Below are 26,690 nucleotides of genomic sequence, written 5' to 3' on the forward strand. Positions count from 1 at the left end.
TTAGCAACAACCGGGCCGGCTGCCCGCCGCCCCTCCCCTGCCCGCCCCTGCCACGAACGGAAAACCCATTGGCCAAGAAGGACGAGAAGTCGCACAAGAACGCCCCGCTGATCGGCATCGACATCGGAGGCACGGGAATCAAGGGCGGCATCGTCGACCTGAAAAAGGGCAAGCTCCTCGGTGACCGGTTCCGGGTACCCACCCCGCAGCCGGCTACGCCTGAGTCAGTAGCCGAGGCAGTGGCGCTGGTGGTCTCCGAGCTTTCCGCCCGTCCCGAGGCGCCCGCCGCCGGCTCCCCCGTGGGCGTAACGTTCCCCGGGATCATCCAGCACGGAGTGGTCCACTCCGCCGCCAACGTGGACAAAGCCTGGCTCAACACGGACATCGATGCCCTCCTGACCGAGCGCCTGGGCCGCCCCGTGGAGGTCATTAACGACGCCGACGCTGCCGGGCTCGCCGAAGCGCGCTACGGTGCCGGTGCCGGGGTTTCCGGTACCGTGCTGGTGATTACCCTGGGCACCGGCATCGGCTCTGCCTTCATCTTTAACGGCAAGCTGGTACCGAACGCCGAACTCGGCCACCTGGAGATCGACGGCCATGACGCCGAGACCAAGGCCTCCGCCGTTGCCCGGGAACGCGACGGGCTGTCCTGGGACGAATACAGCGTCCTGCTGCAGCGCTACTTCTCCCACGTCGAGTTCCTGTTCTCCCCCGAACTGTTCATCGTGGGCGGCGGCATCTCCAAGCGCGCCGACGAGTACCTTCCCAACCTCAAGCTCCGCACGCCCATCGTTCCGGCGGTCCTGCGCAACGAGGCCGGCATTGTGGGCGCCGCCATCGAAATCGCGTTGAAGCACAAGCTCGCCAAGTAGAATGCGCCCGCTCCTGCATGCACGAATGCCCCTTCCGTTCGGAAGGGGCATTCGTGCATTCAAAGTGATGCCGGTGGTGGCTGCGGCTTCCCCTCCACTGCCACCACCGGAGATGGGGGCGAGCCGCTAGAGCGGGCTCTTTTCGGAGGTTTTGGCGCCCTTCGCGGCGATGCCGCCGGCGTCCTCCTCGGCTTCCTGGCGGAGCAGGGCAATGGCCGATTCAAAATCTTCGAGGGATTCAAAGGCCTGGTACACACTGGCGAACCGCAGGTAGGCTACCTTGTCCAGCTTCTGCAGCGGCCCGAGGATCACGAGCCCTACCTCGTGGGCGTCGATTTCGGCGGCCCCGGAGGAGCGGATCTGCTCTTCGACTTCCTGTGCCAGCAGCGCGAGGTCATCCTCGCTGACCGGCCGGCCCTGGCATGCCTTGCGGACGCCATTGATGACTTTGCTGCGGCTGAAGGGCTCCCCCACGCCGGACCGCTTGATCACCGACAGGCTGGTGGTTTCCACGGTGGTGAATCTGCGTCCGCATTCGGGGCACTGGCGGCGGCGGCGGATGGCCGAGCCGTCGTCGGCCATGCGGCTGTCCACCACACGGGAATCGGGGTTGCGGCAGAACGGACAGTACATGGCGTCCCTTCCTTCGCTTGATCTGAGCATTTGCAGGGGTATCACAACACCCTGCAACCGTATCAGTTTACGTCCGCCCGTACCCTAATAACAAGCCTGTAACTACTACATGTAGTAGTAAGCACCACTACATGTCGGCGGATGAGGCCCCATGGTGCTCCGGGAACCGGGCCGTGACAGCTTCCCCGTGGGCGGGCAGGTCTTCAGCGCCGGACAGGCTCACAATGTGGCTGCTGACCTCGGCCAGCGCTTCACGGCTGTAGTTCACCACCTGGATTGCACGCAGGAAAGTGGTGACGTTCAGGCCGGACGAAAAGGCCGCAGTACCGCTGGTAGGCAGCACGTGGTTGGACCCTGCGCAGTAATCCCCCAGGGACACCGGGCTGTAGTCGCCAACAAAGATGGCCCCGGCATTACGGATCCTCCCGGCAACGGCAGCCGCATCCCGGGTCATGATCTCCAGGTGTTCGGCGGCGTATGCGTCACATGCTGCAATGCCCTGCTCGAGGTTGTCCACCAGGACAACGCCGGACTGGGGGCCGGAGAGGGCTTTCCGGACGCGGGCCGAGTGCTTGGTGGCGGCGGCCTGCAGGTCCAGCTCTGCGCGGACAGCTGCGGCGAGGTCCTCCGAATCGGTGATCAGTACCGATGCCGCCTTGGGATCGTGCTCGGCCTGGCTGATGAGGTCAGCGGCAACCAGGGGCGGCTGCGCGGTGGAATCTGCCAAAATGGCGATCTCCGTGGTCCCCGCCTCGGAATCGATGCCCACCACGCCCTTCACCAGCCGCTTGGCCGTTGCCACAAAGATGTTGCCCGGACCGGTTACCACGTCCACCGGTTCCAGCGCAGGGCCGGAATCAGCAGCGGGCACCCCGTAGGCGAACGCGGCAACAGCCTGCGCCCCGCCGATGGCGTACACCTCCGTGATGCCCAAAAGCGCTGCGGCGGCAAGGATGGTGGGGTGCGGAAGCCCGCCGAACTCCTTCTGCGGAGGCGACGCCAGCGCAATGGACTCCACCCCCGCGGCGAGGGCCGGGACCACGTTCATGATCACCGAGGACGGGTAGACCGCCAGGCCGCCGGGAACATAGAGGCCCACCCGCGCCACGGGCACCCAGTTCTGGCTCACCAGGGCGCCGTCGCCCAGCTGGACGTCAACGTTGCGCGGCCTCTGAGCCTCGGCAAAACGGCGTGCCCGGCTGATGGATTCCTCCAGCGCCCGGCGCACCACCGGGTCCAGCTGCTCCAGGGCGGCGGTGAGGGCCGCCTGCGGAACCAGCGGATGGTCCTGTTCCACGCCGTCGAAGCGGAGGGCCAGCTCGGCCAGGGCTTCGAAGCCCCGCTTCCGAACGGCCGAAATGATGTCGAGGACCTTTTCTTCAGCGTCGGCCACTGTCTGGCCCTGGGCACGCGGCACGGCGGCGCGGAGTGCCGCAAGGGTCAGGTTCCGGCCCCGGAGGTCAACGGTGCGGAAGCTCACGGTGGCAGCGGCAGGGACAGCGGGGAACTCCGAAGAAATGGTCACCGCACTATTTTACGGGCCCAACCGCAGCGTGCCGCGCCTCCTCGGGGCCGTCGTCGTCCTTCTTGCCCAGGAGGTGCATCAACTCCAGCACAAACACGGAGACGGCCGTGGCTGCCGGCCACAGCAGCAGCACCGGCAGCGCACGCAACGAGAAAGCGATACTGGCGTTGGCGGTGGCATCGACGGCCGGGCCGAACAAGCGCGCGGACAACACCCCCGCCTGCCACGCCAGGACTGCACCGCACAGGGCACCGGCAAGCCCCATGAGGAGGCTTGCCTGCGGATCCTGGCGCTTCTTGTCGGCCAGGAAGACGGCCAGCAGGCACCCTGCGAAGACCAGCAGCCCGGCCAGGGTCAGGTCCCTCGGCAGCCAGACCTGGGGGTGGGCGCCGTCGCCAAGGGCCGGGTCCCGGGTGATGAGGTTGAGGCCTCCCGGTGCCAGCAGCCACCAAAGGATCCCCGCCGGTATGCCGGCCACCGCCGGCAGCACCAGCATGGCCCAGGGCAGCCGCGGACGTGCCCGTCCGGTCCGTTGTGTCATGCAACAAACCTTAACAGTTGTTCCGGCCGCTCAACTCCCGGACGTAGGGCTTCAAGAGATTCCCCGCCTGCCCGGCAGGCCCATAGAGTTGAAGGAGAGCACCAAGCCATCCACCACCAGGAGTTCCACGTGACCGAATCTGAGGCGCCCTTCGAGCGGACGTTCAAGGAGATGTTCCGGCGCCACGCGGCCGGCGTCGCCATCATCACGGTCAACTACCAGGACCGCCCGTTCGGATTCACTGCCACGTCCGTGGCCTCCCTGTCCGCCCAGCCGCCACGCTTTACGTTCAACATGGCCCGCAGCTCCGGGTCCTGGCCTGCCGTGGCCAACACCACCTACATCGGCGTCCACATGCTCGGCCTCGAGAACCAGGCGCTGGCAGACCGCTTTGCCCGCGGCACCAACCGCTTTGAGGGCGACCACTGGGAAGTTGGGCCGCACGGCGTCCCCGTGCTGAAGGACGTGGCCGGCTGGCTGATCGGCGAGGTGCAGATGCGGCTCTCGTTCGAGAACAACGCCGTGGTGGTGGTCCAGGTGGTTGACGGCCAGGTGGGCGGCGAGGGTTCTCCCCTGCTGTACCACGGCGGGGCGTACGGGCAGCCCGTGCCGCTGGACTACGAGATCTAGCTTCCCTCCACAGCGGAGGACGACGGCGGCACGCACCGCCCGCCGTCGTCCGCTGCTCTCAGGCGTCCACAGCTGTGAGCCGTCGCGTGGCTCTCAGGCGTCCAGGCAGGCCGGGCCCAGCAGGACCTTCAAGTCACCAAACAGGGACGGACTGGGGTTCACCCGGAGGTGGACCGGCAGGCCCATGATCTCCGTGCGGGTATCACCCTGCAGGTGCAGGCGCACTTCCGAGTTGCCGCGGTGGGTCCGGAGAACGTCGCCAAGCTCCGTGACCACGGCCTCCGTGGCCTTGTGCGTGGGCATGGTGATCACCAGCGGTCCGCCCAGCCCTTCGCTCAGGTCCGGAACGGAAAGCTCCATGCAGTTCAAGGTGATCGCGCCGTCGTCGCGCTTTTGCAGGCGGCCCTTGACCACCACGATCAGGTCCTCGGCCAATACTGAGGCAATGGGTCCGTAGACCTGGCCGAAGAACATCACTTCCATCGAGCCGCCAAGGTCCTCCACCTCCGCCCGGGCGTAGGCGTTTCCGCTGGCCTTCGCGATGCGCCGGCTCAGGGATGTGATCATGCCGGCGATGGTGATGATGGCACCATCCTGCGGCCCGTCTTCACCCAGGACTGACGTGATGCTCATTTCGGCGTGCTGGCTGAGCACCCCCTCAAGGCCCTGCAGGGGGTGGTCCGAGACGTACAGGCCCAGCATGTCCCGCTCAAAGGAGAGTTTGTCCTTCTTCTCCCATTCAGGCAGGTCCGGGATTTCGATGCTCAGCGACGATTCCGACTCGGCTTCCTCAAAGCCGGCGAAGAGGTCGAACTGGCCGATCGCTTCGTTCCGCTTGAGCGTGATGACCGAGTCGATGGCTTCTTCGTGGATCATCGCCAGGGCGCGGCGGTGGTGGCCCAGCGAGTCGAAGGCGCCGGACTTGATCAGCGACTCAATGGTGCGCTTGTTGCACACCACGGCCGGGACCTTCATCAGGTAGTCCTTGAAGGAGGTAAAGGCGCCCTCGCTCTCCCGGGCCGCCACCATGGCTTCCACCGCGTTGACGCCGACGTTGCGGATGGCGCCCATGCCGAAGCGGATGTCGTTGCCTACCGGGGTGAAGTTCAGGGCGGACTCATTGACGTCCGGCGGGAGCACGGTGATGCCCATGCGCCGGCATTCGTTCAGGTAGATCGCGGACTTGTCCTTGTCGTCGCCCACCGAGGTCAGCAGCGCGGCCATGTACTCAGGGGCGTAGTGGGCCTTGAGGTACGCGGTCCAGTAGGAGATCACGCCGTACGCGGCCGAGTGGGCCTTGTTGAAGGCGTAGTCGGAGAAGGGCAGGAGGATGTCCCACAGGGTCTTCACAGCCTCCATGGAGTAGCCGTTGTCCTGCATGCCCTGGGAGAAGCCGGCGAACTGCTTGTCCAGCTCGGATTTCTTCTTTTTGCCCATGGCGCGGCGGAGGATGTCTGCCTGGCCCAGCGAGTACCCGGCCAGCTTCTGCGCCACGGCCATCACCTGCTCCTGGTACACGATCAGGCCGTAGGTTCCGCCGAGGATCTCCTTGAGGGGTTCCTCCAGTTCCGGGTGGATGGGGATGACTTCCTGGATCCCGTTTTTGCGCAGTGCGTAGTCCGTGTGGGCGTTGGCGCCCATGGGGCCCGGCCGGTAGAGCGCCAGGACGGCGGAGATGTCTTCGAAGTTGTCAGGCTTCATCAGCTTGAGCAGCGACCGCATGGGGCCGCCGTCGAGCTGGAAGACACCCAGGGTGTCGCCGCGTGCCAGCAGCTCGTAGGATGGCGCATCATCAAGCTCGAGGTTTTCCAGGTCGAGGTCGATGCCGCGGTTCATCTTGATGTTCTCGAGGGCGTCGGAAATGATCGTCAGGTTCCGCAGGCCCAGGAAGTCCATCTTGATCAGGCCCAGGCCCTCGGACGTCGGGTAGTCGAACTGGGTGATCACCTGGCCGTCCTGGAAACGGCGCATGATCGGGATGACGTCGATGATCGGGTCCGAGGACATGATCACACCTGCGGCGTGGACGCCCCACTGGCGCTTCAGCCCCTCGATGCCGAGTGCCGTCTCGAACACCTTGGCCGCTTCCGGATCGGTGCTGATCAGCTGCCGGAAGTCCCCGGCCTCGCCGTAGCGCTTCGCCTCCGGGTTCTGGATGTCGGCCAGCGGGATGTCCTTGGCCATGACCGCGGGCGGCAGCGCCTTGGTCAGCTGCTCGCCCATGCTGAAGGGGTAGCCCAGCACGCGAGAGGAGTCCTTGAGTGCCTGCTTGGTCTTGATGGTGCCGTACGTGACGATCATCGCAACGCGCTCGTCGCCGTATTTCCGGGTGACGTAGTCGATGACCTCGGAGCGGCGGCGGTCATCGAAGTCGACGTCGAAGTCGGGCATCGAGACACGGTCGGGGTTGAGGAAGCGCTCGAAGATCAGGCCGTGGCGCAGCGGGTCCAGGTCAGTGATGCGCATGGCGTACGCCACCATGGAACCGGCACCCGAGCCACGGCCGGGACCCACGCGGATGCCGTTGTTCTTGGCCCAGTTGATGAAGTCGGCCACCACCAGGAAGTAGCCCGGGAAGCCCATCGAGGTGATGACTCCCAGTTCATAGTCGGCCTGCTTGCGGACCTCGTCCGGAATTCCGGCCGGATACCGGTACTGCAGTCCCTTATCCACTTCCTTCACCAGCCAGGAGGTCTCGTCCTCCCCCGGCGGGCACGGAAAGCGCGGCATGTAGTTGGCGTCCGTATTAAAGGACACTTCACAGCGCTCGGCGATGAGCAGGGTGTTGTCGCAGGCGTCCGGGTGGTCGCGGAAAAGCTCGCGCATCTCCTGCGGCGACTTCAGGTAGTAGCCGCTGCCGGAGAAGGCGAACCGGGAGCCGCCGTTGTCGTAGGTGGGCTCCAGGAGGGTTGAGCCGGACTGGATGGCCAGGAGGGCCTCGTGGGCTTTGGCGTCGTGCTCGTGCGTGTAGTGGAGGTCATTGGTGGCCACGAGGGGAAGGTTCAGTTCCTTAGCCAGCCGCAGCAGGTCACCGGTGACGCGCCGCTCGATGTCCAGGCCGTGGTCCATCAGCTCACAGAAGTAGTTGTCGGCGCCGAAGATGTCGCGGAACTCCGCGGCGGCCTCCAGCGCTTCGCGGTACTGGCCAAGCCGCAGGCGGGTCTGCACTTCCCCGGACGGGCATCCCGTGGTGGCTATCAGGCCCTCGGAATAGGTGTTGAGCAGTTCCCGGTCCAGGCGGGGCCACTTGCCGAAGACGGAGTCCAGCGATGCGATGGATGAGGCGCGGAAGAGGTTCCGCATCCCCACGTTGTTGTAGCTGAGCAGCGTCATGTGGGTATACGAGCCGCCGCCGGAGACGTCGTCCTTGCGCTGGGACTCCTCGCCCCAGCGCACGCGTCCCTTGTCCGTGCGGGCGGTACCCGGTGTTACATAGGCTTCGACGCCGATGATGGGCTTAATGCCCTTGTCCGTGGCCTTGCGCCAGAAATCGAAGGCGCCGAAAAGATATCCATGGTCTGTAGTGGCCAGTGCCGGCATGCCGAGACGTTCGGTTTCATCGAACAGCTCACCCAGGCGGGCCGCTCCATCCAGCATGGAGTACTCGGTGTGGGTGTGCAGGTGGACGAACGAATCATTGCTGGAAGTCACCGCACTATTCTAAGCGCCGGCCGGGCAGGGGTCTGTCAGGCCCGCCCTGACTCCAGCACTTCCAGGGCAAACGCCAGGTCCTGCGGATAGTCGCTGACAACACGCACCGACTCCCCAGTGACGGGGTGCTCAAAGCCGAGTTCGCGGGCGTGCAACCACTGGCGGGTCAGCCCCAATGTGGCCGCGAGCCGGGGGTCGGCACCGTACGTGAGGTCACCGGCGCAGGGGTGGCGCAGTGCGGAGAAGTGCACCCGGATCTGGTGGGTGCGGCCGGTCTCCAGGTGTACTTCCACCAGGCTTGCCTTGCCGAAGGCTTCCACCACTTCGTAGTGCGTGACGGACGGACGCCCGTCCTCAATGACGGCGAACCGCCAGTCATGGCCGGGGTGCCTGCCGATGGGAGCGTCGATGGTGCCCACCAGCGGATCGGGCAGGCCCTGCACCACGGCGTGGTAGACCTTGTCCACGGTGCGCTCCTTGAACGCCCGCTTCAGGGCTGTGTACGCGCGCTCGGACTTGGCCACCACCATGGCCCCTGACGTGCCGACGTCGAGCCGGTGGACAATGCCGGCACGCTCCGGTGCTCCTGACGTGGAGATGCGGTATCCGGCCCCGGCAAGACCGCCCACAACAGTGGGCCCCACCCAGCCCGGGGAGGGATGGGCGGCAACACCCACGGGTTTATCAACGACGACGAAATCGTCGTCGTCCAGCAGGATCTTCAGGCCTTCCACAACTTCCTCCACGACTTCCAGGGGGTCACGCCGTTCCGGCAGGCTCACCTGGAGGACGTCTCCGGCCACCAGTTTGGCCGATTTGCCCAATGCTTTTCCTTTGCTGAGGATATGGCCCTCGGCGATCAGGGTTGCCGCCAGGGAGCGCGAAATCCCCAGGAGCGCGGCGACCCCCGCATCAGCGCGGGAGCCGCCAAACTGTTCGGCGACGACAACGCGCTCAAGCATCGGCGGACTTTTCCTTGCCGGCCGTCAGCCGGGTTCCATCGATGGAGATGCCGCGCAGCGTGAGGATGCAGATAACCGCGACGGCGGACACCACCGCTGAGTCGGCGATATTGAAGATCGCGAAGTTCGGCAGTTCGATGAAGTCGACCACGTGGCCCATGCCGAAGGACGGTTCCCGGAAGAGCCGGTCAGTCAGGTTGCCCAGCGCGCCGCCCAGCAGCAGGCCCAGCGCGAGGGACCACCAGATGGAGCCGAGCTTGCGGACCTGGAGCAGGATGGCGATTGCCACCGCGGCCATGATGATGGAGAACACCCAGGTGACGTTTTCGCCGATGGAAAACGCCGCCCCCGAGTTCCGGATGAAGTACCAGTGCAGCACGGGCGGCAGTACCGGGATCCGCTCCCCTTCCACCATTGAGGAGGTGACCCAGAGCTTGGTCAGCTGGTCCAGGACATAGGCAAAAACTGCGAACCCCGCAAAGAGGGACAGCAGCACGGCGCGGCGGGGCCGTGGCGAGGGCGGTAGAGGGCGTGCGGCGTCGGCGGCAAGTTCGTCAGTCATGGTGCTTTCATTCGTAAAACCGGTGTCAATGCCAAAAGCCGGTGGCCGAGGAATCCTCAGCCACCGGCTTTCAGAATACGTGCTTGACAGACTAGTTGGCTTCGCTGACTTCCGGCGTAGCCACTGAACCGCGGGCATCGAGGTCGCGCAGCTGGCCTTCGATGTAGGCCTTCAGGCGTGAACGGTAGTCACGCTCGAAGCCGCGCAGCTGCTCCACCTTGCGCTCGAGCACTGAACGCTGCTGCTCCAGGGCGCCGAGAATCTTGCGGGACTTCTCCTGTGCGTCGTTGACCAGGCTGCTGGCTTCGATCTGCGCCTCGGCGATGATCTTGTCCTTCTGCGCCTGGCCGTCTGCAACGTGGCGGTCGTGCATCTGCTGGGCCATGGCGAGCAGGCCGGCAGCCGATTCGGCCGAAGCCGTGGCGGCAGCCGGTGCGGCGGCAACAGGAGCGGCAGCTGCCGGGGCAGCCTGCTGGACGTCCTTCTTCTTGCGCTCTTCGGCGGCCTTGGCTTCTGCTTCGGCCTTCTCGCGGGCTTCGTCCTTGTCGGACTTGACGGGCGCGGGAACCTTCTCCACCACGGGTGCGGCAACGGTGCTGGCAGGAACGCTGGAACCGGCTTCGGCGAGCTTCTTGCGAAGTTCGTCGTTTTCCTGGTTCAGGCGGCGGAGTTCGACGACGATTTCGTCCAGGAAGTCATCAACCTCGTCCTGGTCGTAGCCTTCGCGGAACTTGGTCGGCTGAAAGCGCTTGTTGACAACGTCTTCTGGCGTCAAAGCCATCTGGTCACCTCACTGGTCTAAGTAGTCAGTAGGCCTTCCGGCCGTCAAAACTACGGTACCTAAAGTTGGTCTTGTTCCTCTAATTCAACACTGCGGTGTCAAACACGAGTTTTTCTTCACATGGCATTCGTGGTTCCCGGCGGGTTCCATCCCTGCCCTGCAGGTCTATCCGGTAAATCAAGCGAGGCTTCTGGTGATCCCCATGGCAATACTGACTCCAATGAACAGGACCAGGAAGCCCAGGTCCAGCGAGATGCCGCCCAGGCGCAGCGGCGGGATCAGCCGCCGCAGTCCGTTCAGCGGCGGATCGGTGATGGAGTACACTGCGTGCGCCGCCACCAGGGCGGCTCCCCGGGGACGCCATTCCCGGGCAAACATCTGGACCCAGTCAAACACCAGGCGAATGATCAGGGCGACAAAGAACAGCAGGAGTGCGAGATAGACAAGCCCGAAAATAATTCCCATGACTTACTTCATATCTCCATGTCCCTTGTGGATACCGCGGTGCACTGCGGATGTGTCTCGTCTATTTCAGCACAGATGCCAGGCAGGTGTGTCCCTGCCTGGCATCTGTGTCAGCCCGTTGCTCAGCTTTGGTTGAAGAAGCTGGCCGTAGTTTCACTGGCCTTTTTGTCGTCGCCGATGACCTCAACGTAGGACGGCGAGAGCAGGAAGACCTTATTGGTCACCCGCTCAATGCTTCCGCGGAGGCCAAAAACAAGGCCGGCAGAGAAGTCCACCAGGCGCTTGGCGTCAGCCTCGCCCATGTCCGTAACGTTCATGATGACGGGGATGCCGTCACGGAAGCTTTCACCGATGAGTTTGGCATCGTTGTAGGAACGCGGGTGGATAGTGGTGATCTGGCGGAGACCGGTGGCCTCCTCGCGGCTCGAGGCCGCGCGCTTGATGGGGGTCACTGGGGCGCGGTATTCCTCTTCGGGGGTGTAGGACGATTCGCGGCTGACCTCGCGGACGGGTGCAGGGGCACGGCGCTCCTCGCGGTCAACTTCCATCGTTTCGTCCTCATCCTTACGTGTGGTCTGTTGCTCGGACTCGTAGTGTTCATCGCCGTCGGCGAGCCCAAGATAGATCATTGTCTTGCGCAGAGCGCCGGCCATGGTCGACTCCTAATCGTGTCCGTAAGCGGGCCGCCCAATGGCTTGACAGCACTGGAGTCCCCCGCCCATCACTTCCAATAGCACCGACGCTACCCCACGGCGGGACGCGATCCGAGAATATCGGAGCCGATTCTCAGGTGTGTCGCTCCGAACGCGATGGCCGCTTCCAGGTCCTGGCTCATGCCGGCGGAAATGGCTGTGGCGGCGGGATGCTCCGTGACCAGCCGGGCCGAGACCCGGGCGAGTTTTTCGAAGGCGGCTTCCGGCGGGGCGCCCAGCGGCGCCACGGCCATGACCCCGGCCAATTCGAGGCCGCCGGAGACTGCTATCCGTTCAGCCAGCGGCAACACTTCTTCGGGAACGGCGCCGCCGCGGTGTGCTCCGGCGTCGTCCTCAAGGCTGACCTGGATGAAACAGTCCAGAGGGGCCCGCCCTGAGGCGTCGCGCTCGGCCTGTGCAGCCTTGGCCAGCGCGTCCACGAGCTGGGGCCGGTCCACGGAGTGTACGGCGGCGGCGTACCGGAGCACCGATTTGGCCTTCTTGCTTTGCAGCTGGCCAACGAAGTGCCAGGTAAGGCCGCAGTCCCCCAGCTCAAGCGCCTTAGCCGACGCCTCCTGGTCGCGGTTCTCGCCGACGTCGGTGACACCAAGCGCCGCGAGCCGTCTGATGTCGTCGGCAGGATGGAACTTCGTCACCACAATCAGGGTGGGAAGGTTTCCTTCCCGGCCTGCGGCGGCTGCTGCCGTCCCGATGCGCTGCCGGACGGCGGCCAGCCGCGTTCCGAGCTCCCGGGCACGGGGGTCGCCGCCAGCCGAGGCCTCAGTCATGGCACCAGATCAGGCCCGCGAACCGGCCCGTGTTGCTGTTCCGGCGGTAGGAGAACAGGGATGGCGTCTCCAGGGTGCAGGGGCCGCTGTATTCAACACTGACGCCTGCCTGGTCCAGCTGGCTGCGGGCACCGGCCTGCAGGTCCAGGCCGGGCGTGCCCCAGGACGTGGTGGTACGTGCAGCGGGGACGACGGCGGAAACCTCGTCCTGCAGCCCGGCGGGCACCTCGTAGCAGTTGCCGCAGATCGAAGGTCCCAGCCATGCGCGGATGCCGCCGGCACCAAGGGACTTCATCCTGTCCACGGCCGCCGGAATCACCCCGTTGGCAATGCCGGGACGGCCGGCATGGACCGCGGCGAGGACTGGCCCGTCCGGCGACTCCCCGGCGAGCAGGACAGGAATGCAGTCCGCAACCATCACCGCCAGCGGGACACCGCGCGAAACCATGGCGTCAGCTTCCGGCGCGGCGGTGTCCTGGTCCATGACCGTCACCGTGTTGCCGTGCACCTGGTTCATGAACCGCAGCCCTTGGGGCGCTACGCCGATGGCCCGTTCCAGGTCCCCGCGCCGCCGGCCGACCTCGTCAGGATCATCACCGACATGCAGTGCCAGGTTTCCGGCGTCAGCGTTGGTAAAGGCGATGGAGACACCGGGCCGGACTTGGGCGCGCCACTGGAACAAGCCGGCCCCTACTTCAGGAAGTCGGGGACATCCAGGTCATCCGAGTGGCTGCCGGTGAGGTCCGGCTCCACGACGGAGGGGAGGTCGACGTCGAAGCCTGAGTCAGCCGGAACAGCTGACGGCCGCTGCTGGCCCCAGTTGCTGAGTCCTGCTGCACCGACTCCCGCGTGGATGGGCTGGACGCTTGCCTGGTGGCTGCCTGCGGAAGGTGCCTGGGCGGGCGCCGGAGCAGTTGCGGGAACGGCCGGGCGCTGGGGAGCGGCCTGGGGCTGGGACTGGTCCATCGAGGGCGAGGTGGCCTTGACGTCGTCGAACCCGGCGGCGATGACAGTCACGCGGGCTTCGTCGCCCAGGGCGTCGTCGATGACGGCGCCGAAGATGATGTTGGCCTCCGGGTGTGCCACCTCCTGGACCAGGCGTGCAGCTTCGTTGATCTCGAAGAGGCCAAGGTCCGAACCACCCTGGATGGACAGCAGCACGCCGTGCGCGCCGTCGATGGAGGCTTCCAGCAGCGGCGAGGCGATGGCGAGCTCGGCTGCCTTGACGGCGCGGTCTTCGCCACGGGCGGAGCCGATGCCCATCAGCGCCGAACCGGCGCCCTGCATGACGGACTTGACGTCGGCAAAGTCAAGGTTGATCAGGCCGGGGGTGGTGATGAGGTCGGTGATGCCCTGGACACCGGAGAGCAGCACCTGGTCAGCGGAACGGAAAGCATCCAGGACGGAGACATTGCGGTCGCTGATGGACAGGAGGCGGTCGTTGGGGATCACGATCAGGGTGTCCACTTCGTCGCGCAGGGCGTCGATGCCGGCTTCGGCGGAACCGGCACGCCGGCGGCCTTCGAAGGTGAACGGGCGGGTGACCACACCGATGGTCAGGGCACCCAGGGAACGGGCGATGCGGGCGACGACCGGAGCGCCGCCGGTGCCGGTTCCGCCACCTTCGCCTGCGGTGACGAACACCATATCGGCGCCACGCAGGACTTCCTCGATCTCGTCGGCGTGGTCCTCCGCAGCCTGCTTCCCCACCTCGGGGTTGGCACCCGCGCCAAGGCCGCGGGTCAGCTCGCGCCCCACGTCAAGCTTGACGTCGGCATCGCTCATCAGCAGGGCCTGGGCGTCGGTGTTGATGGCGATGAATTCAACACCTCGGAGGCCGACCTCGATCATGCGGTTGACTGCGTTCACGCCACCGCCGCCGATGCCGACGACTTTGATGACGGCCAAGTAATTCTGCGGAGCTGCCACGTTACGTGTCCCTTGTTCGTGTCTTATTGCTAAATCTGATGAAGAGCTTAATGCCTGCAACCTTAACCTTCGAGTTGAAGGTTATAGTTATGTCAAGTAACTCATGTCTGTGACGGTATTTCCTCTGGTTCACACATTCAATAACCGGCTCCGCGTGTCGGATTAATACCGGAAAGAAAGCGTGTCAGCGGGTCACCGGGTGCCGGGGCACACTGACGTCGTACACCTTGACGGGGTGCTTTGGATCCACCGGAGCCTTGAGCAGGGCGGCCAGCACCCTGGCTTTGAGTTCCTTCTCGCCGGCGTTGCCCCAAACGATGGTCTGGCCGTCTACCAGCTTGAGTTCCACCGCGTCCACGGACTGGGCCGAGGCGTTCGAGAGCTTGGCCAGCACATCCGGCGGCAAGGCGCCCAGCACCTGGGCGGTAGCCCGGAAAAGGTCCTTCCCGATGGTACCTGCACCGCCGTCAATGACAGGCAGCGAGACCGACGCCGGGTCGTCCGTTGATGCCAGCTGCACGCCTTCCACGTCAACCAGCTGGTACTGCTCCCCCTGCTTGACCAGCGCCACAGGCACGCGTTCGCGGACGGCTACGGCAAGGCCCGACGGCGGACGCGCTTCTGCGGAGACGGACTTCACCTGGACCAGGGGTTCCAGGAGGCGCCCTACTTCCTCGTCGGTGACCTGCGGCAGCGGCTTGCCGTGCAGTGGTTCCAGCGCGGCTTCCACCTGGGCAGGGGTCAACAGGTGCGTCCCGGACACGGAGATGGTCCGGACAGCCAGGGCGGGGGTAAAAACTGCGGCGGCAATGAGCCCGGCCACCACGGCAACCAGGATGGCTGCCACTACGAGGATGTTCCTCTTCCGCCGCTTCCCCTTGGGCTCGGGAAAAGCCAGGACCTTCCCTGCCCGGTCGGAAGCCTGTACGTTCCCGCCCGCAGCGTCCCGGGCGGGCGCGCCCGTTGCCGGCCCGTCGTTTGTCAGTCGGTCCTTTACCCGTGCGCCGAAGCCTTGTTTGCCTGCTTTTCCGGCCTTTTGGGAGGGCTGCGGCGCGGGCTGAGGCGCGTGCTCCGGGACAGGCCGCGACGCCGAGATGACGTCCTGGCTGCCCGTCGCGTCGGGGCCTGCCTGGCCGGGCCGTTCGTCGGCCTTCCCAGGCCGTCGGCCGGCGGACGTGTAGGTAGGACGGCGGGAACTAGGCACGCAGGGCCTCTACGATCTGCGGACCGTAAGCCGTCACGTCACCGGCACCTGCCGTGAGGATGATGTCGCCCTCAGCAGCGGCGCCGGTAAGGGCCGCCACGGCGTCGGAGGCTGGAACCAGCCGCCCGCCGTCGTCCAGGTAGTCCGCGATGAGCTGGCTGGTGACGCCGGGAATCGGATCCTCGCGTGCGGGGTAGATGTCCAGCACCCAGGCAGTATCGGCGAGGTTCAGGGCTTCGGCGAACTCCTTGGCGAATTCCCGGGTCCGTGAGAAAAGGTGGGGCTGGAAGAGCACATGGACCTTGTTGTCCCCCGCCACGGACCGGGCCGCGGCCAGGGCCGCGCGGACTTCGGTGGGATGGTGGGCGTAGTCGTCGAAGACGCGGACGCCGCGCGCCTGGCCTTTCAGCTCGAAGCGCCGTGCAGCCCCGGAGAACTGCGCCAGGGCGGCGGCTGCCACGGCCGGCTCCACTCCCAGCTCCAGTGCAACGGCAAAAGCGGCGGCCGCGTTCAGGGCGTTGTGCCGGCCCGGCACCTGCAGCTCAAGCGGGAACCGGCCGGACAGCGTGGACACGGCAACGTCGCCCGGGCCGCCGTCGTGCAGTTTCAGCTCGGCTTCCGCGCCGATGCCGTAAAGGAGCACGCGGGTGTTGCCGCGCTCCCGCGTGCGCACCGCCAGGGCCAGTGCACCGGGGTCGTCCGCACAGGCAACCAGGACGCCGTCGGCCGGGAGCAGGGCCGTGAACCGGTCAAAGGATTCGTAGACGGCCTCGGCCGTGCCGTAGTAGTCCAGGTGGTCCGGCTCCACGTTGGTGACCACGGCGATTTTCGGCCGGTAGTTCAGGAATGAACCGTCCGATTCGTCCGCCTCGGCCACAAAGATCCCGGACGTTCCGTGGGCGGCGTTGACACCGAGCGCCGGGACGTTGGCACCGATGGCGAATGAAGGATCAAGCCCGGCGCCCTGCAGCAGGACGGCCACCATGGAGGTGGTGGTGGACTTGCCGTGCGTTCCGGCTACGGTCACCACCGCGTCCTCCCCCATGGTCGCGGCGAGGGCCTGGGAGCGGTGCAGCACCGGCAGGCCTGCTGCCCTGGCTGCCACCAGCTCCGGATTGTCGGCGCGGATGGCGGAACCGGCCACCACGGTCTGGGCATCGGCCAGGTTGGCGGCGTCATAGCCGACGGCGATGCGCGCTCCGGCGGCCGCGAGGTCCGCCATCACGGGCAGGTCCTTGGCATCAGAGCCGCTGACGGGAACGCCGCGGGCCACCATGATCCGGGCGACGGCGGACATGCCCACTCCGCCGATCCCAACAAAGTGGACCCGGCCCAGTGAGGCCAGGGTGGGGATGCCGTGACTCATGTCGATACCGCTTCCAGGACAAGACCAGCCATGCGCTGATCGGCGTTTCGAATACCAAGCCGGTAGGAGTTTGCTGCCATGGTGGCAAGCCGTGACCCGTCGGTGACCAGCGGGATGAGTTCCCGGCCCACCCAATCGGGCGTGAAGTCGCGGTCAGCCACCAGCAGGGCGCCCCCGGCGGCCACGAGTCCGGCGGCATTGAGCGCCTGTTCGCCGTTGCCGATGGGCAGCGGAACCAGGACGGCCGGCACGCCGGCGGCGGCAACTTCACAGACGGTGGCGGCACCGGAGCGGGCCAGCAGGACGTCGGCCGCCGCGTAGGCGAGCTCCATGCCATCGATGTATTCCACCTGCCGGTAACCGTCGGCAGCCAGTGGCCTGCCGCCGTCGTCCAGGACCGACTTGCCGCGGCCGGTGACGTGCAGGGTCTGGATACCGGCCTCGGCCAACTGCCCGAGGGCGCCGGAGATGGTCCTGTTGATGCTCTGCGCCCCCGAGGATCCGCCGGTGACGATCAGTGTGGGTTTGGCGGGGTCCAGTCCCAGTGTTTCCCGGGCTGAGGCGCGCGCCGCTCCCCGGTCCAGATGAGAGATTTCGCTACGCATGGGCATGCCGACGTGCACGGCGCCCCGCAGCGGGGTGGTGTCGAAGGCCACGGCAACGCGCTTGGTGAAGAGCGTCCCTACCCGGTTGGCAAGGCCGGGACGGATGTTGGCCTCGTGGATCACGATCGGAATGCCGCGCTTCCGTGCGGCCAGGTACATGGGAGTGCACACGTATCCCCCCACACCCACCAGGACATCGGCAGCCGCGTTGTCCAGGATGATGCCGGCCTGCCGGACGGCACCGGCAAGGCGGCCGGGCAGGCGTAGGAGGTCGGCCGAAGGCTTTCGGGGGAAGGGAACACGGTCAATCGTGGCCAGCTCAACCCCGGCGGCGGGAACCAGCCTGGTTTCCATTCCGGCGGGCGTGCCGACGGCGAGGATCGCGGCCCCGGGGGCCGCGTCCCGGATGGCTGCCGCGATGGCCAGGAGCGGACTGATGTGGCCCGCGGTTCCGCCGCCCGCGAGGACGATGGATGGATTAGTGGAGGTCATCTGGTGTCAGGCACGCTTTCTTGCAGTCTTCTTGGCGGCGGCGGTGGCCCGCCCCGGTTTGGCCTTGAACTTCAGCATCCGTTTGGGCCGGATGGCGGGAGCCATCTGCTCCCGGGCCAGCGAGAGCACCACTCCGATGGCGCAGAGGGACATCAGCAGCGCCGACCCGCCGTAGGAAATGAAGGGCAGCGGCACGCCGATGACGGGCATCAGTCCGGTTACCACCGACATGTTGACCGTGGCCTGGCCCAGCAGCCACACCATGATGGTGCCGGCCAGCACGCGGTGGAACATGTCCTCCTGTGCCACCACCACGCGGTAGATGGCGGCTCCCAGGATGGCGAAAAGGATCAGGACGACGACGGTGCCCACCAGGCCGAGTTCCTCGCCGATGATGGCGAAGATGAAGTCGTTGTGGGCTTCGGGGATCCAGCTGTACTTTTGCCGGCTTTGCCCCAGTCCCACTCCGAACCAGCCTCCGGACGCGAGACCATACAGGCCGTTTGTTGACTGGTAGTTGGCATCGATCCCGTCCGCGCAGGACTGTCCGGTCCACCAGGAGGTGATGCGGCACATGCGGTTTGAGCTGGTGACGGCCATAACGGCCGTACCGGCGGCGGCCACCAGGCCTGCGATGCCGAAGAGATACAGGGGCGCCCCGGCAAAGAACAGCGCGGCGGCCGTAATCATCATGATGATCATGGCGGTTCCGAGGTCGTTGCCCACCAGGACCAGGCCAACAATGATGATCGCCATGGGGACGGCAGGAATCGCCACGTGCTGCCAGCGGCTGATCAGGCGGCCTTTCCTGGCCAGGACGGTGGCCATCCACAGTGCGAGTGCCAGCTTGGACGCTTCGGACGGCTGGAAGGTGATGCCGCCGAGGTCGATCCAGTTTTTGTTGCCGTTGACCTCCGCGCCCACAACCTGGACCAGGCCCAGCAGGACCACTGCGGCGATGATCGCGAGCCAGGCGAGCCGTTTGAGCCACACCACGTTGATGCGGGACAGCACAAACATGGTGAAGATGCCGATCGCGGCAAACACACCCTGCTTCAGGGCATCACCGTAAGGCGACTTGCCGGCCGCAATGGACTCCACGCTGGAGGCGGAGAGCACCATCATGATCCCGATCGCTGTCAGTGCAAGGGTTGAGCCGAGAATGAGGTAGTACGTGGAACCGTTCTTGGAGGTTCCCGTGCCTTCCAGTGCCGACCAGAATTTCCGGTAGGCCGCCTTGATGCGGACAGGGACGGAAGCCGGGCGTTGCGCCGGTGCTGCCGAGGAGCCTGAGCCTGGCTTACCCGCCTGCCGTTTGTCTGGCTGCGGCCGGGTGGGCGTGCTGACCATTGTTACTCCTCGCCGGTCTGGGCCTGCCCTTCCACCAGCTCGCGGACAGCTTCGATGAAAGTGTCACCACGGTGAGCATAGGAAGAGAACTGATCCATGGAAGCAGCTGCCGGAGCCATCAGCACAGTATCGCCGGATTCAGCGACCTGTGCTGCTGACGCAACGGCATTGGCCATCACCGTTTCACCGGAGGGTCCGGCCTGGCCGGGGCCGGCTGTTGCGGCAGTCTGCACCTCTTCAGTTTCACCCGTGCCCGGGATGATCACCGGGACATCCGGCGCGTGTCGCTGGAGGGCATCGCGGAGGTCAGCGGTATCGCTTCCGATGAGCACCACGGCTTTGAGCCGTTGGGCATGCTCGCGGATCAGGTCATCGTAGGTGACCCCCTTGGACAGGCCGCCGGCAATCCAGATGACATTGCTGAAGGTGGCCAGCGAGGCGGAGGCCGCGTGCGGGTTGGTGGCTTTGGAGTCGTTGACCCACAGCACGCCGTTGTGGCGGGCCACGGGCTGGATGCGGTGGTCACCCGGGATGTAGTCCTGGATTCCTTTGCGCACCGCCTGGGCGTCAATGCCGTAGGCGCGGACCAGTCCTGCCGCAGCGAGGGCATTGGCCACCATGTGGCGGGGTGCGAAGGCACCGAGGTCGCCCATAGAGGCAAGTTCTGCCGCACTGTCCTTGCGCTCGGCGATGAACGCGCGGTCCACCAGGAGGCCTTCCACCACGCCGAGCATGCTGATGGCCGGAGTGACGGTGGTGAAACCGACGGCACGGCAGCCTTCCACGACGTCGGCGTTTTCCACCATGCGCTCGGTTTCAATCTGCTCGGCGTTGTAGATGCAGGCCTTCTGGGTCTGCTCGTAGACCTTGGCCTTGTCCGCCAGGTAGGAATCGTACGAGCCGTGCCAGTCCACGTGGTCCTCGGCCACGTTCAGGCACACACTGGCTACCGGCGACAGGGATTGCGCCCAGTGCAGCTGGAAGCTGGAGAGTTCGACGGCGAAGACGTCGTACTCCACAGGGTCGCGGAGGGCGTCGAGGATGGGTGTGCCCACATTGCCCACGGCGATGGCTTTCAGTCCGGCCGCCCGGAGCATGGATTCGGTGAGCCCCACCGTGGTGGTTTTGCCGTTCGTTCCGGTAATCGCGAGCCAGTCGGCCGTCTTGCGGCCTTCCCGGACGCGTACCCGCCAGGCGAGTTCCACATCGCCCCATACGGGGATGTGCGCCCGCGCGGCGGCGGCAAGGAGCGCCTGGTCGGGGCGCCAGCCGGGTGAGGTGACAATCAGCTCTGGCAGTTCGCCGTCGATCTTCGGGATGCGGCTCACCGCATCCTCGCCCAGCAGGACATCGGCTGCGCCGACGATCGTCAGGGTTTCAGCGTGGGCTTTGGCGGTGTCGGACGTCGCAGCATCGACCACCACCACCCGGGCGCCGAGCTCGATGAGGGTATCGGCGGCGGCAAACCCGGAGACGCCGATGCCGGTCACTACAACGCGGAGGCCGGACCAGTCGGAGTCCCAGCTGGTGAGGTCCTTGAGGCGGGGGGAAACGGTCACAGCAGCACAACCCATTCAGCGTAGAAGATGCCCAGGCCCACGGCCACAAAAAGCCCGCCGAGGATCCAGAACCGGACCACCACCGTGACTTCGGCCCACCCCTTCAGTTCGAAGTGGTGCTGCAGCGGTGCCATCTTGAAGACACGCTTGCCGCCGGTGGCCTTGAAGTAGCCCACCTGGATGATGACGGACAGGGTGATCAGGACGAACAGGCCGCCGATGATGCCCAGCAGCAGCTCGGTCCGCGACAGGATGGCGAAGCCGGCGATTGCCCCGCCGATGGCCAGCGATCCGGTATCGCCCATAAAAATCTTTGCCGGTGAGGTGTTCCACCACAGGAAGCCAACCAGCGCTGCGCTCATGATGGCCGCCAGCAGGGCGAGGTCCAGCGGGTCGCGGACCGAGTAGCAGCCGCTGCCGGCCTGCCGCGGCGATCCGCAGGCCTGGTTGCTTTGCCAGATTCCCATCAGCGTATATGCGCCAAAGACCATGACTGACGCACCGGCGGCGAGCCCGTCGAGGCCGTCGGTGAGGTTGACGCCGTTGGTTGCGGCCGTGACGATCAGGTTTGACCACACCACAAACAGGATGGCCCCGAGGACGGTCCCGCCGAAAGCAAGGTCCAGCCACGGCAGGTCGCGGACCAGCGAAATCTTGGTGGAGGCCGGAGTGGCACCGGCGCCATTGGGAAAGTTCAGCGCGAGCACGGCGAAGATGATTCCGACCGCACCCTGCAGTATCAGCTTTGCCTTGGCGTTGAGGCCGAGGCTGCGCTGGCGGGAGATCTTGATGAAGTCATCCAGGAACCCCACCAGACCCATCCCCACCATCAGGAACAGCAGGATGAGGGCGGATGCGGAAGGGCCGGAGGAGTCCGGGTTCACCATCATCATGATGAGGTGGGTGAGTCCGTAGCTCAGCAATACGGCTGCCACCACCACGGTCCCGCCCATGGTGGGCGTGCCGCGCTTGGTGTGGTGCGAGGTGGGTCCGTCATCCCGGATGAACTGGCCGTAGCCGCGTCGCACCAGCAACCGGATAAAGAGCGGTGTCCCCACCAGGGCGAACAAGAGGGCCAGGCCGGCGCCGATCAAAAGTGCAATCACAGCAGAGTGCTCCTTTCATCGGCGGATTGGGGGGTCAGTGGGGGTAATGCTATCCGATCGCCCAAATGGCGAAGTCCCACGCTGTTCGAGGATTTGAACAGCACCAGGTCGCCCGGTTCGAGCTCCGCGTTCAGCACGTCGTAGGCTTCATCAACGGTTTCCGCGAAGAGGCATTCATCGCCCCAGGAGCCCTCCTGGACTGCGGAGACATAGAGGGCACGGGCTTCCCGGCCCACCACCAGCAGGCGTGAAATGTTCAGCCGCACCACTTGGGTACCCACGGCAGTGTGTTCCCTGATGGAATCGTCTCCAAGTTCAAGCATGGCGCCCAGCACCGCCCAGGTGCGGCGGCCGCGGCCGAGATCTGCCAGGGTCCGCAGCGCGGCGCGCATGGATTCAGGATTGGCGTTGTAGGCGTCATTGATAATCGTGACGCCGTCTGCCCGCTCGGTGCGTTCCATCCGCCAGCGGCTCGCGGCAGTCTGGCTGCTGAGGGAGGATGCGATGTCCTGCCCCGGAACTCCGGCGGCCCAGGCTGCTCCGGCGGCGGCAAGCAGGTTGCCCATATGGTGCGCGCCGATGAGGCGGCTGCTGACGTGCAGGCCGCCCTCGCCGTCCGGAAGCTGGAGATCGAATTCGGGGTTGCCGTCCGCGTTGGTGTCAGGGTTCAGTGCCTGCACGGCCGCGCCGGCGCGGCCTTCCGCGGAGAACCCGAGTACCTTTGCCTCGGTGCGTGAGCGCATCGCCGCCACGCGGTCGTCGTCGAGGTTGATAATGGCGGTGCCGTCAGCAGCAAGCGCTTCCACCAGCTCACCCTTGGCCAGGGCAATGTTCGCCACTCCCCCGAACTCGCCGGCATGGGCGGTTCCGACGGCCAGCACGACGCCGATATCAGGCCTGACCATGTCCGCGAGGTAGCGGATGTGACCGATCCCGGTGGCGCCCATCTCAATGACGAGGTAGCGCGTATCGGTTCCGGCACGAAAAACGGTGAGCGGCACGCCCACCTCGCCGTTATAGGAGCCCTGCGGCGCAACGGTTTGTCCCTGCGTCGACAGGATTCCGGCGAGGAGGTCCTTGGTGGTGGTTTTCCCGGCCGAACCGGTGATTCCCACAACTGTCAGTTCGCTGCCCTGTTCGGCGCGGGCGGCTCGGATCCTGCGCACGGCCTCAGCAGCCAGGGCGCCCATGGCCAGCACGGCGTCCGGAACGAGTACCGAGGGGTAGCCGTTCCCGTCGGCATCGGCGACAGGACGCTCCAGCAAAGCCAGACTGGCACCGGCCGAAAACGCCGCGGCCACAAAGTCGTGGCCGTCAGCATGCTCGCCGGGCTTTGCGACGTAGAGCGATCCAGGTGTGGCATCGCGTGAGTCCGTCACCACCGAAAGGGGCGTGATTCCGGGATCGGCGTCCAGGCGCCCGTTAGTGATTTCGGCGATCTCCGCCGCAGTAAAAGCAATCATCTCGGTCTAGGACTCTATCCGGTCGGCTTGGAGAACGTTGAATCCCCTGGCTGTCAAGGCGCTGCGCAGCTCTACCCTGTCGTCCAGGGCATGGTTGACGCCTTTGACTTCCTGCCACACCTCGTGGCCGCGGCCGGCCACCAGGATGGTGTCCTGCGGGCGGGCCAGGTCTACGGCACGGCGGATGGCTTCGGCACGCGGGAAAACTTCCAGGATGTCGCAGGGCAGGGAGTCTTTTTCCTGGGCTTCGCGGGCTCCGGCCAGGACATCGGCGCGAATGGCGGCCGGGTCTTCGTCGTGGGGATCGTCATCGGTGATGATAACGACGTCGGCAAGCCGGGCGGCGATGGCGCCCATGGCCGGGCGTTTGCCCTGGTCGCGCTGCCCGGTGGCGCCGAACACCACGATGAGGCGGGAGTCCGGCGATGGGGAGCGTACCGCTTCCAGGGCCCTGGCCAGTGCATCGGTGTTGTGGGCAAAGTCAACGATCGCGGCGGGTTCCGTTGATACCAGTTGCATCCGTCCGGGCACCGCAACGGTGAACGGGTCGGACCCGTCCAGTGCCGCCTGCAAGGTTGCCGCGTCTACTCCTGCTGCCAGGACCATTACTGCCGCCAGCGCCGCGTTGGCCACGTTGAAGCTGCCGGGCAGGCCGGTGTGGATGCGGAGCTGAGCGCCGTCGGGACCGCCCAGCGTGAAGTCCGTGCCGAGCCCACGCGGGGCGGTTCCCGTGACGGTCCAGTCCGCTGGCGCCCCGGTGGTGCTGAGGGTGGTGACCGGCACCCTGGTGCTGCCGGCAAGCTGCCGGCCCCATTCGTCGTCGACCGTTACTACCGCCGCCCGGGCGCGCTCAGGGGTGAACAACTCCGCTTTGGTAGCGAAGTAGTCCTCCATGGTCAGGTGCAGGTCCAGGTGGTCCTGGGTGAGGTTGGTGAAGCCGGCAACATCGAACAGCACCCCATCCACGCGCTGGAAGGAGATGGCGTGGGAGGAGACCTCCATCGCAGCGGCTGCAAGCCCGCGTTCGCGCATCAGGGCGAGGAGTGCATGGACGTCGGTGGATTCCGGCGTGGTGAGGAGGCTGGGAATTGGGTCCCCGCCGGCATGGATCTCGATGGTGCCGATCAGCCCGGTGCTCCGGCCGAGGGCGCGCAGCAAGGAGTTGATGAAGTATGTGGTGGTGGTCTTCCCGTTGGTGCCCGTGACGCCAAATAACTGTGGCTGGCCGGCAGCGGACTGGCTGCGGTAGATCAGGGCGGACAGCGGGCCCACCACGTTCCGTGGTGACTCCACAATCATCACGGGTACCGGCGTCTCGGCGGGCGCCAGCAGCCTGGCGCCGGCGTCGTCAGTCAGCACTGCAGCAGCTCCTGCTTCAACAGCCTGCGGCACGAAGTCTGCGCCATGGCGGGTGGCGCCCGGCAGGGCGACGTACAGGTCGCCCGGCTCCACGGTCCGTGAGTTCAAGGAAATTCCGGTGACTTCCACCTCAGCTGCCGGGCCAGGAACTGCAACATCGATGGCTTCGCCGATGCTTGCCAGCCGTACCGGCTCCACCCGTGAGGGGCGGAAGCGGCCTTGGCCGGCCGGTCCCTCCGGGACGGCGCGGTTGTCGGGCGGGTTGATCTCAGACAAGGAATCTCCGATGGTGCTAGTCGTGCCCGGCATGGGTGGGCCGGTAGTGGTGCTCTAAGCGGGGCTGCTACTTGGCAAACTGGGGCAGCCTGGCCGGTTCACCCGTGGACGGCTGGACGTTGTAGGTCCGCAGTGCCTGGCTCATGACCGACCGGAAGACCGGCCCGTTGGTAATCCCGTAGATGCTGCCCTTGGGCCGCTGGAGTACCACCTCCACAATAAACCGCGGATCATCCATCGGTGCCATCCCCACCATGGAGGCGGTGTAGCCGCAGAAGCCGGACTTGCCGTCGTCGCACGGCGATTCCGAGGTGCCCGTCTTTGCACCCACCCGGTAGCCGTCGATCCCTGCGTCCTTGATCTGGCCTTCGGTGACGGCACTTTCCAGGATGTCCTGGACCTGCTGGGCCGTGTGCTCAGAGACCACCTGTGTGGACGGTGCGGCCGGTACCTTTTCCTCGGTACCGTCCGGGGAAACATAAGAATCGATCAGGCGGGGCTGGAGCATCACGCCGTTGTTGGCCACGGACTGGAACGCCCTCACTGTCTGGAGGGTGGACTGCGAAACGCCCTGCCCGAACAAGACGGTGTATTCCTGGCGCCCGTCCCACTGCTCCCAGGGTGTGAGGATGCCGGACGCGGGTGCGGGGAGTCCAATGTCGGGCGCCTCGCCGATGCCGAACTTCTTCAGCCAGTTATAGCGCTGTTCCTTGCTCAGTTCCTGGCCGGCCATAACGGTGCCGGTGTTCATGGAGTAGCCCAGGATGCCGGCGAGGGTGCGCTTTTCGGTGCCGTGGGAAAAGGAGTCGCTGAAGGTCTGGCCGTTGACCGTGTACGACGGCGGCAGGGTGTACTCGCTGAGGGGGTTGGCTTTGCCTTCCTCGATCAGCGCCGCTGCCGTGAGCATTTTTTCGACGGACCCTGGCTCGTAGGCGGCGGTGACCGCACGGACGCCGCGGTCCTTGGCAGCCACCCGGCCCGGGTCATTGGGATCCGGGGCGTTGGTATCGGCCATAGCCACAAGGTTTCCGGTTTTGACGTCCATCACGATGATGACGCCCCACTCGGCGCTGAGCTTGTCAGTCTGGCTTTGGATGGCCTGCTGGGCGAAGTACTGCAGGTCCGAGTTGATGGTGAGTTTGACGTCCTTGCCGTCCTGCGGCGGCGTCAGCTCGTCCATTCCCACCGGGATGCGGAGTCCGTCGGCACCGATCTCGAAGAGGCGTTTGCCGTCCGTTCCCTTGAGCAGCCCGTCCTGGGTCTGTTCAATGCCGGCCAGGCCGGTGGTGCCGTCCTGCAGGAAGCCGATGATGCCGCCGGCCACGGAGCCGTTGGGATAGACCCGTTTGCTGACGCCTTCCGTAACGATCCCAGGAATCTGGAGCTTGGAGATGCGGTCCTCGATGTCGGGCTTCACGTCCTTGGCCACGATGTAATAGGGCTGCTGTCCGGTGACGGCGTCGCGGATGTCGTCCTTCTCCATGCCCAGGGCCGCTGCGAGCTCCGTCAGGCCCTGGTCGCGGCTGACGTCCACCAGCTTTTCCTTGCCGTCCACGGTTTCCAGGCGCTTGAAGTTCTCCGTTTTGGTGTTGACCCGCTGGTCCACCACCACGTTGTAGCGGATCACGCTGTTGGCCAGCACAGTGCCCGTGGAGTCCAGGATGCTGCCCCGCTCTGCAGGCAGCACGGTCTGCTTCATCCGGCTGTTGAGCGCAGCTTCGGCCATTCCCCCCACGTCAAGCCCTTGGACGAGGAAGAGTTTTCCGCCCACCACCAGCAGGAGCGTGAGCATGATCCCCAGGCCAAGCCGGAGGCGTTTGGTGGCGTTGGGAACCTTGCTGCTTCTTGCCTTGCCGGTCCTCTGCGCCACCGTGATATT

General features: G+C 65.7%; 23 protein-coding genes. 2 read left to right on the forward strand and 21 right to left on the reverse strand.

Translation table 11 applies throughout. The features are described 5' to 3' along the window. The first annotated feature begins 68 nt into the window (after positions 1-68). Positions 69-872 (forward strand): polyphosphate--glucose phosphotransferase, encoded by an 804-nt coding sequence (gene ppgK, locus FNL14_RS04485; protein WP_091421923.1) that lies wholly within the window; start codon positions 69-71, stop codon positions 870-872. A gap of 126 nt (positions 873-998) precedes the next feature. On the opposite strand, the gene nrdR is transcribed toward ppgK, so the two are convergent. From nrdR to FNL14_RS04500, 3 genes are all read right to left on the reverse strand, one after another. Continuing rightward, complete coding sequence (gene nrdR, locus FNL14_RS04490) at positions 999-1,505, reverse strand: transcriptional regulator NrdR (protein WP_091421926.1); 507 nt, start codon at positions 1,503-1,505, stop codon at positions 999-1,001. Positions 1,506-1,632: 127 nt separating this feature from the next. Continuing rightward, on the reverse strand, positions 1,633-3,030 hold the full coding sequence (hisD, locus tag FNL14_RS04495; protein WP_142058000.1) for a histidinol dehydrogenase: 1,398 nt from the start codon (positions 3,028-3,030) through the stop codon (positions 1,633-1,635). Between the two features lie 4 nt (positions 3,031-3,034). Next, the gene (locus FNL14_RS04500) at positions 3,035-3,571 is read right to left on the reverse strand and encodes a hypothetical protein (protein WP_142058002.1); all 537 of its coding nucleotides are present in this window, start codon (positions 3,569-3,571) and stop codon (positions 3,035-3,037) included. A gap of 129 nt (positions 3,572-3,700) precedes the next feature. Between FNL14_RS04500 and FNL14_RS04505 the strand changes: the two genes are divergently transcribed. Next, positions 3,701-4,201, forward strand: coding sequence for a flavin reductase family protein (locus FNL14_RS04505; protein WP_142058004.1), 501 nt, complete (start codon positions 3,701-3,703; stop codon positions 4,199-4,201). 93 nt (positions 4,202-4,294) lie between these two features. On the opposite strand, the gene dnaE is transcribed toward FNL14_RS04505, so the two are convergent. From dnaE to FNL14_RS04595, 18 genes are all read right to left on the reverse strand, one after another. After that, on the reverse strand, positions 4,295-7,852 hold the full coding sequence (gene dnaE / locus FNL14_RS04510) for a DNA polymerase III subunit alpha (protein ID WP_091421939.1): 3,558 nt from the start codon (positions 7,850-7,852) through the stop codon (positions 4,295-4,297). A 35-nt stretch (positions 7,853-7,887) separates the two neighbouring features. Then, entirely contained in the window at positions 7,888-8,814 is a 927-nt protein-coding gene (locus FNL14_RS04515) for an RluA family pseudouridine synthase (RefSeq protein ID WP_142058006.1), read from the reverse strand. Further along, positions 8,807-9,376: a signal peptidase II gene (gene lspA / locus FNL14_RS04520; RefSeq protein WP_142058008.1), complete on the reverse strand. Its 570-nt coding sequence runs from the start codon at positions 9,374-9,376 to the stop codon at positions 8,807-8,809. The genes FNL14_RS04515 and lspA overlap by 8 nt, the downstream gene beginning before the upstream one ends. 91 nt (positions 9,377-9,467) lie before the next feature. Further along, positions 9,468-10,157 carry a DivIVA domain-containing protein gene (locus FNL14_RS04525; RefSeq protein ID WP_091421945.1) on the reverse strand — a complete coding sequence of 230 codons (690 nt, stop codon included), beginning with the start codon at positions 10,155-10,157 and terminating at the stop codon, positions 9,468-9,470. A 177-nt stretch (positions 10,158-10,334) separates the two neighbouring features. Then, positions 10,335-10,622 carry a YggT family protein gene (locus FNL14_RS04530; RefSeq protein ID WP_091421948.1) on the reverse strand — a complete coding sequence of 96 codons (288 nt, stop codon included), beginning with the start codon at positions 10,620-10,622 and terminating at the stop codon, positions 10,335-10,337. Between the two features lie 122 nt (positions 10,623-10,744). Next, a complete protein-coding gene (locus FNL14_RS04535) occupies positions 10,745-11,275 on the reverse strand; it encodes a cell division protein SepF (RefSeq protein WP_091421951.1) in 531 nt (176 codons plus the stop codon). An 89-nt stretch (positions 11,276-11,364) separates the two neighbouring features. Then, positions 11,365-12,102 (reverse strand): YggS family pyridoxal phosphate-dependent enzyme, encoded by a 738-nt coding sequence (locus FNL14_RS04540; protein ID WP_142058011.1) that lies wholly within the window; start codon positions 12,100-12,102, stop codon positions 11,365-11,367. Next, the gene (locus FNL14_RS04545) at positions 12,095-12,784 is read right to left on the reverse strand and encodes a polyphenol oxidase family protein (RefSeq protein ID WP_142058013.1); all 690 of its coding nucleotides are present in this window, start codon (positions 12,782-12,784) and stop codon (positions 12,095-12,097) included. Before FNL14_RS04545 ends, FNL14_RS04540 begins: the two co-directional genes overlap by 8 nt. Positions 12,785-12,792: 8 nt before the next feature. Further along, on the reverse strand, positions 12,793-14,031 hold the full coding sequence (ftsZ, locus tag FNL14_RS04550; protein ID WP_142058015.1) for a cell division protein FtsZ: 1,239 nt from the start codon (positions 14,029-14,031) through the stop codon (positions 12,793-12,795). A 184-nt stretch (positions 14,032-14,215) separates the two neighbouring features. Continuing rightward, positions 14,216-15,235: a cell division protein FtsQ/DivIB gene (locus FNL14_RS04555; protein ID WP_142058017.1), complete on the reverse strand. Its 1,020-nt coding sequence runs from the start codon at positions 15,233-15,235 to the stop codon at positions 14,216-14,218. Further along, positions 15,228-16,601, reverse strand: a complete 1,374-nt coding sequence (gene murC / locus FNL14_RS04560) for a UDP-N-acetylmuramate--L-alanine ligase (protein WP_142058019.1) — start codon at positions 16,599-16,601, stop codon at positions 15,228-15,230. The genes FNL14_RS04555 and murC overlap by 8 nt, the downstream gene beginning before the upstream one ends. Then, on the reverse strand, positions 16,598-17,698 hold the full coding sequence (gene murG, locus FNL14_RS04565) for an undecaprenyldiphospho-muramoylpentapeptide beta-N-acetylglucosaminyltransferase (protein ID WP_142058021.1): 1,101 nt from the start codon (positions 17,696-17,698) through the stop codon (positions 16,598-16,600). Before murG ends, murC begins: the two co-directional genes overlap by 4 nt. Before the next feature lie 6 nt (positions 17,699-17,704). Then, positions 17,705-19,048, reverse strand: coding sequence for a putative lipid II flippase FtsW (gene ftsW / locus FNL14_RS04570; protein WP_091421968.1), 1,344 nt, complete (start codon positions 19,046-19,048; stop codon positions 17,705-17,707). 2 nt (positions 19,049-19,050) lie between these two features. Continuing rightward, on the reverse strand, positions 19,051-20,622 hold the full coding sequence (murD, locus tag FNL14_RS04575) for a UDP-N-acetylmuramoyl-L-alanine--D-glutamate ligase (RefSeq protein ID WP_181762543.1): 1,572 nt from the start codon (positions 20,620-20,622) through the stop codon (positions 19,051-19,053). Then, positions 20,604-21,713: a phospho-N-acetylmuramoyl-pentapeptide-transferase gene (gene mraY, locus FNL14_RS04580; protein WP_091421972.1), complete on the reverse strand. Its 1,110-nt coding sequence runs from the start codon at positions 21,711-21,713 to the stop codon at positions 20,604-20,606. The genes murD and mraY overlap by 19 nt, the downstream gene beginning before the upstream one ends. Then, a complete protein-coding gene (gene murF / locus FNL14_RS04585) occupies positions 21,710-23,176 on the reverse strand; it encodes a UDP-N-acetylmuramoyl-tripeptide--D-alanyl-D-alanine ligase (RefSeq protein ID WP_142058025.1) in 1,467 nt (488 codons plus the stop codon). The genes mraY and murF overlap by 4 nt, the downstream gene beginning before the upstream one ends. Before the next feature lie 6 nt (positions 23,177-23,182). Beyond that, positions 23,183-24,811 (reverse strand): UDP-N-acetylmuramoyl-L-alanyl-D-glutamate--2,6-diaminopimelate ligase, encoded by a 1,629-nt coding sequence (locus FNL14_RS04590; RefSeq protein WP_255470697.1) that lies wholly within the window; start codon positions 24,809-24,811, stop codon positions 23,183-23,185. Between the two features lie 67 nt (positions 24,812-24,878). Further along, positions 24,879-26,681, reverse strand: a complete 1,803-nt coding sequence (locus FNL14_RS04595; RefSeq protein WP_091421979.1) for a penicillin-binding protein 2 — start codon at positions 26,679-26,681, stop codon at positions 24,879-24,881. Between the last annotated feature and the right edge of the window lie 9 nt (positions 26,682-26,690).

Source organism: Pseudarthrobacter sp. B4EP4b, from assembly GCF_006680095.1.
GTDB lineage: Bacteria > Actinomycetota > Actinomycetes > Actinomycetales > Micrococcaceae > Arthrobacter.

Excerpts from the sequence above, each read along its gene's own strand:
- murG (WP_142058021.1), bottom strand. The coding sequence starts at position 17,698 with ATGACCTCCACTAATCCATCCATCGTCCTCGCGGGCGGCGGAACCGCG.
- FNL14_RS04535 (WP_091421951.1), bottom strand. The coding sequence starts at position 11,275 with ATGGCCGGCGCTCTGCGCAAGACAATGATCTATCTTGGGCTCGCCGAC.
- murF (WP_142058025.1), bottom strand. The coding sequence starts at position 23,176 with ATGATTGCTTTTACTGCGGCGGAGATCGCCGAAATCACTAACGGGCGC.
- ftsW (WP_091421968.1), bottom strand. The coding sequence starts at position 19,048 with ATGGTCAGCACGCCCACCCGGCCGCAGCCAGACAAACGGCAGGCGGGT.
- FNL14_RS04530 (WP_091421948.1), bottom strand. The coding sequence starts at position 10,622 with ATGGGAATTATTTTCGGGCTTGTCTATCTCGCACTCCTGCTGTTCTTT.
- FNL14_RS04500 (WP_142058002.1), bottom strand. The coding sequence starts at position 3,571 with ATGACACAACGGACCGGACGGGCACGTCCGCGGCTGCCCTGGGCCATG.
- lspA (WP_142058008.1), bottom strand. The coding sequence starts at position 9,376 with ATGACTGACGAACTTGCCGCCGACGCCGCACGCCCTCTACCGCCCTCG.
- murD (WP_181762543.1), bottom strand. The coding sequence starts at position 20,622 with ATGGGTTGTGCTGCTGTGACCGTTTCCCCCCGCCTCAAGGACCTCACC.
- FNL14_RS04540 (WP_142058011.1), bottom strand. The coding sequence starts at position 12,102 with ATGACTGAGGCCTCGGCTGGCGGCGACCCCCGTGCCCGGGAGCTCGGA.
- FNL14_RS04515 (WP_142058006.1), bottom strand. The coding sequence starts at position 8,814 with ATGCTTGAGCGCGTTGTCGTCGCCGAACAGTTTGGCGGCTCCCGCGCT.
- FNL14_RS04525 (WP_091421945.1), bottom strand. The coding sequence starts at position 10,157 with ATGGCTTTGACGCCAGAAGACGTTGTCAACAAGCGCTTTCAGCCGACC.
- murC (WP_142058019.1), bottom strand. The coding sequence starts at position 16,601 with ATGAGTCACGGCATCCCCACCCTGGCCTCACTGGGCCGGGTCCACTTT.
- nrdR (WP_091421926.1), bottom strand. The coding sequence starts at position 1,505 with ATGTACTGTCCGTTCTGCCGCAACCCCGATTCCCGTGTGGTGGACAGC.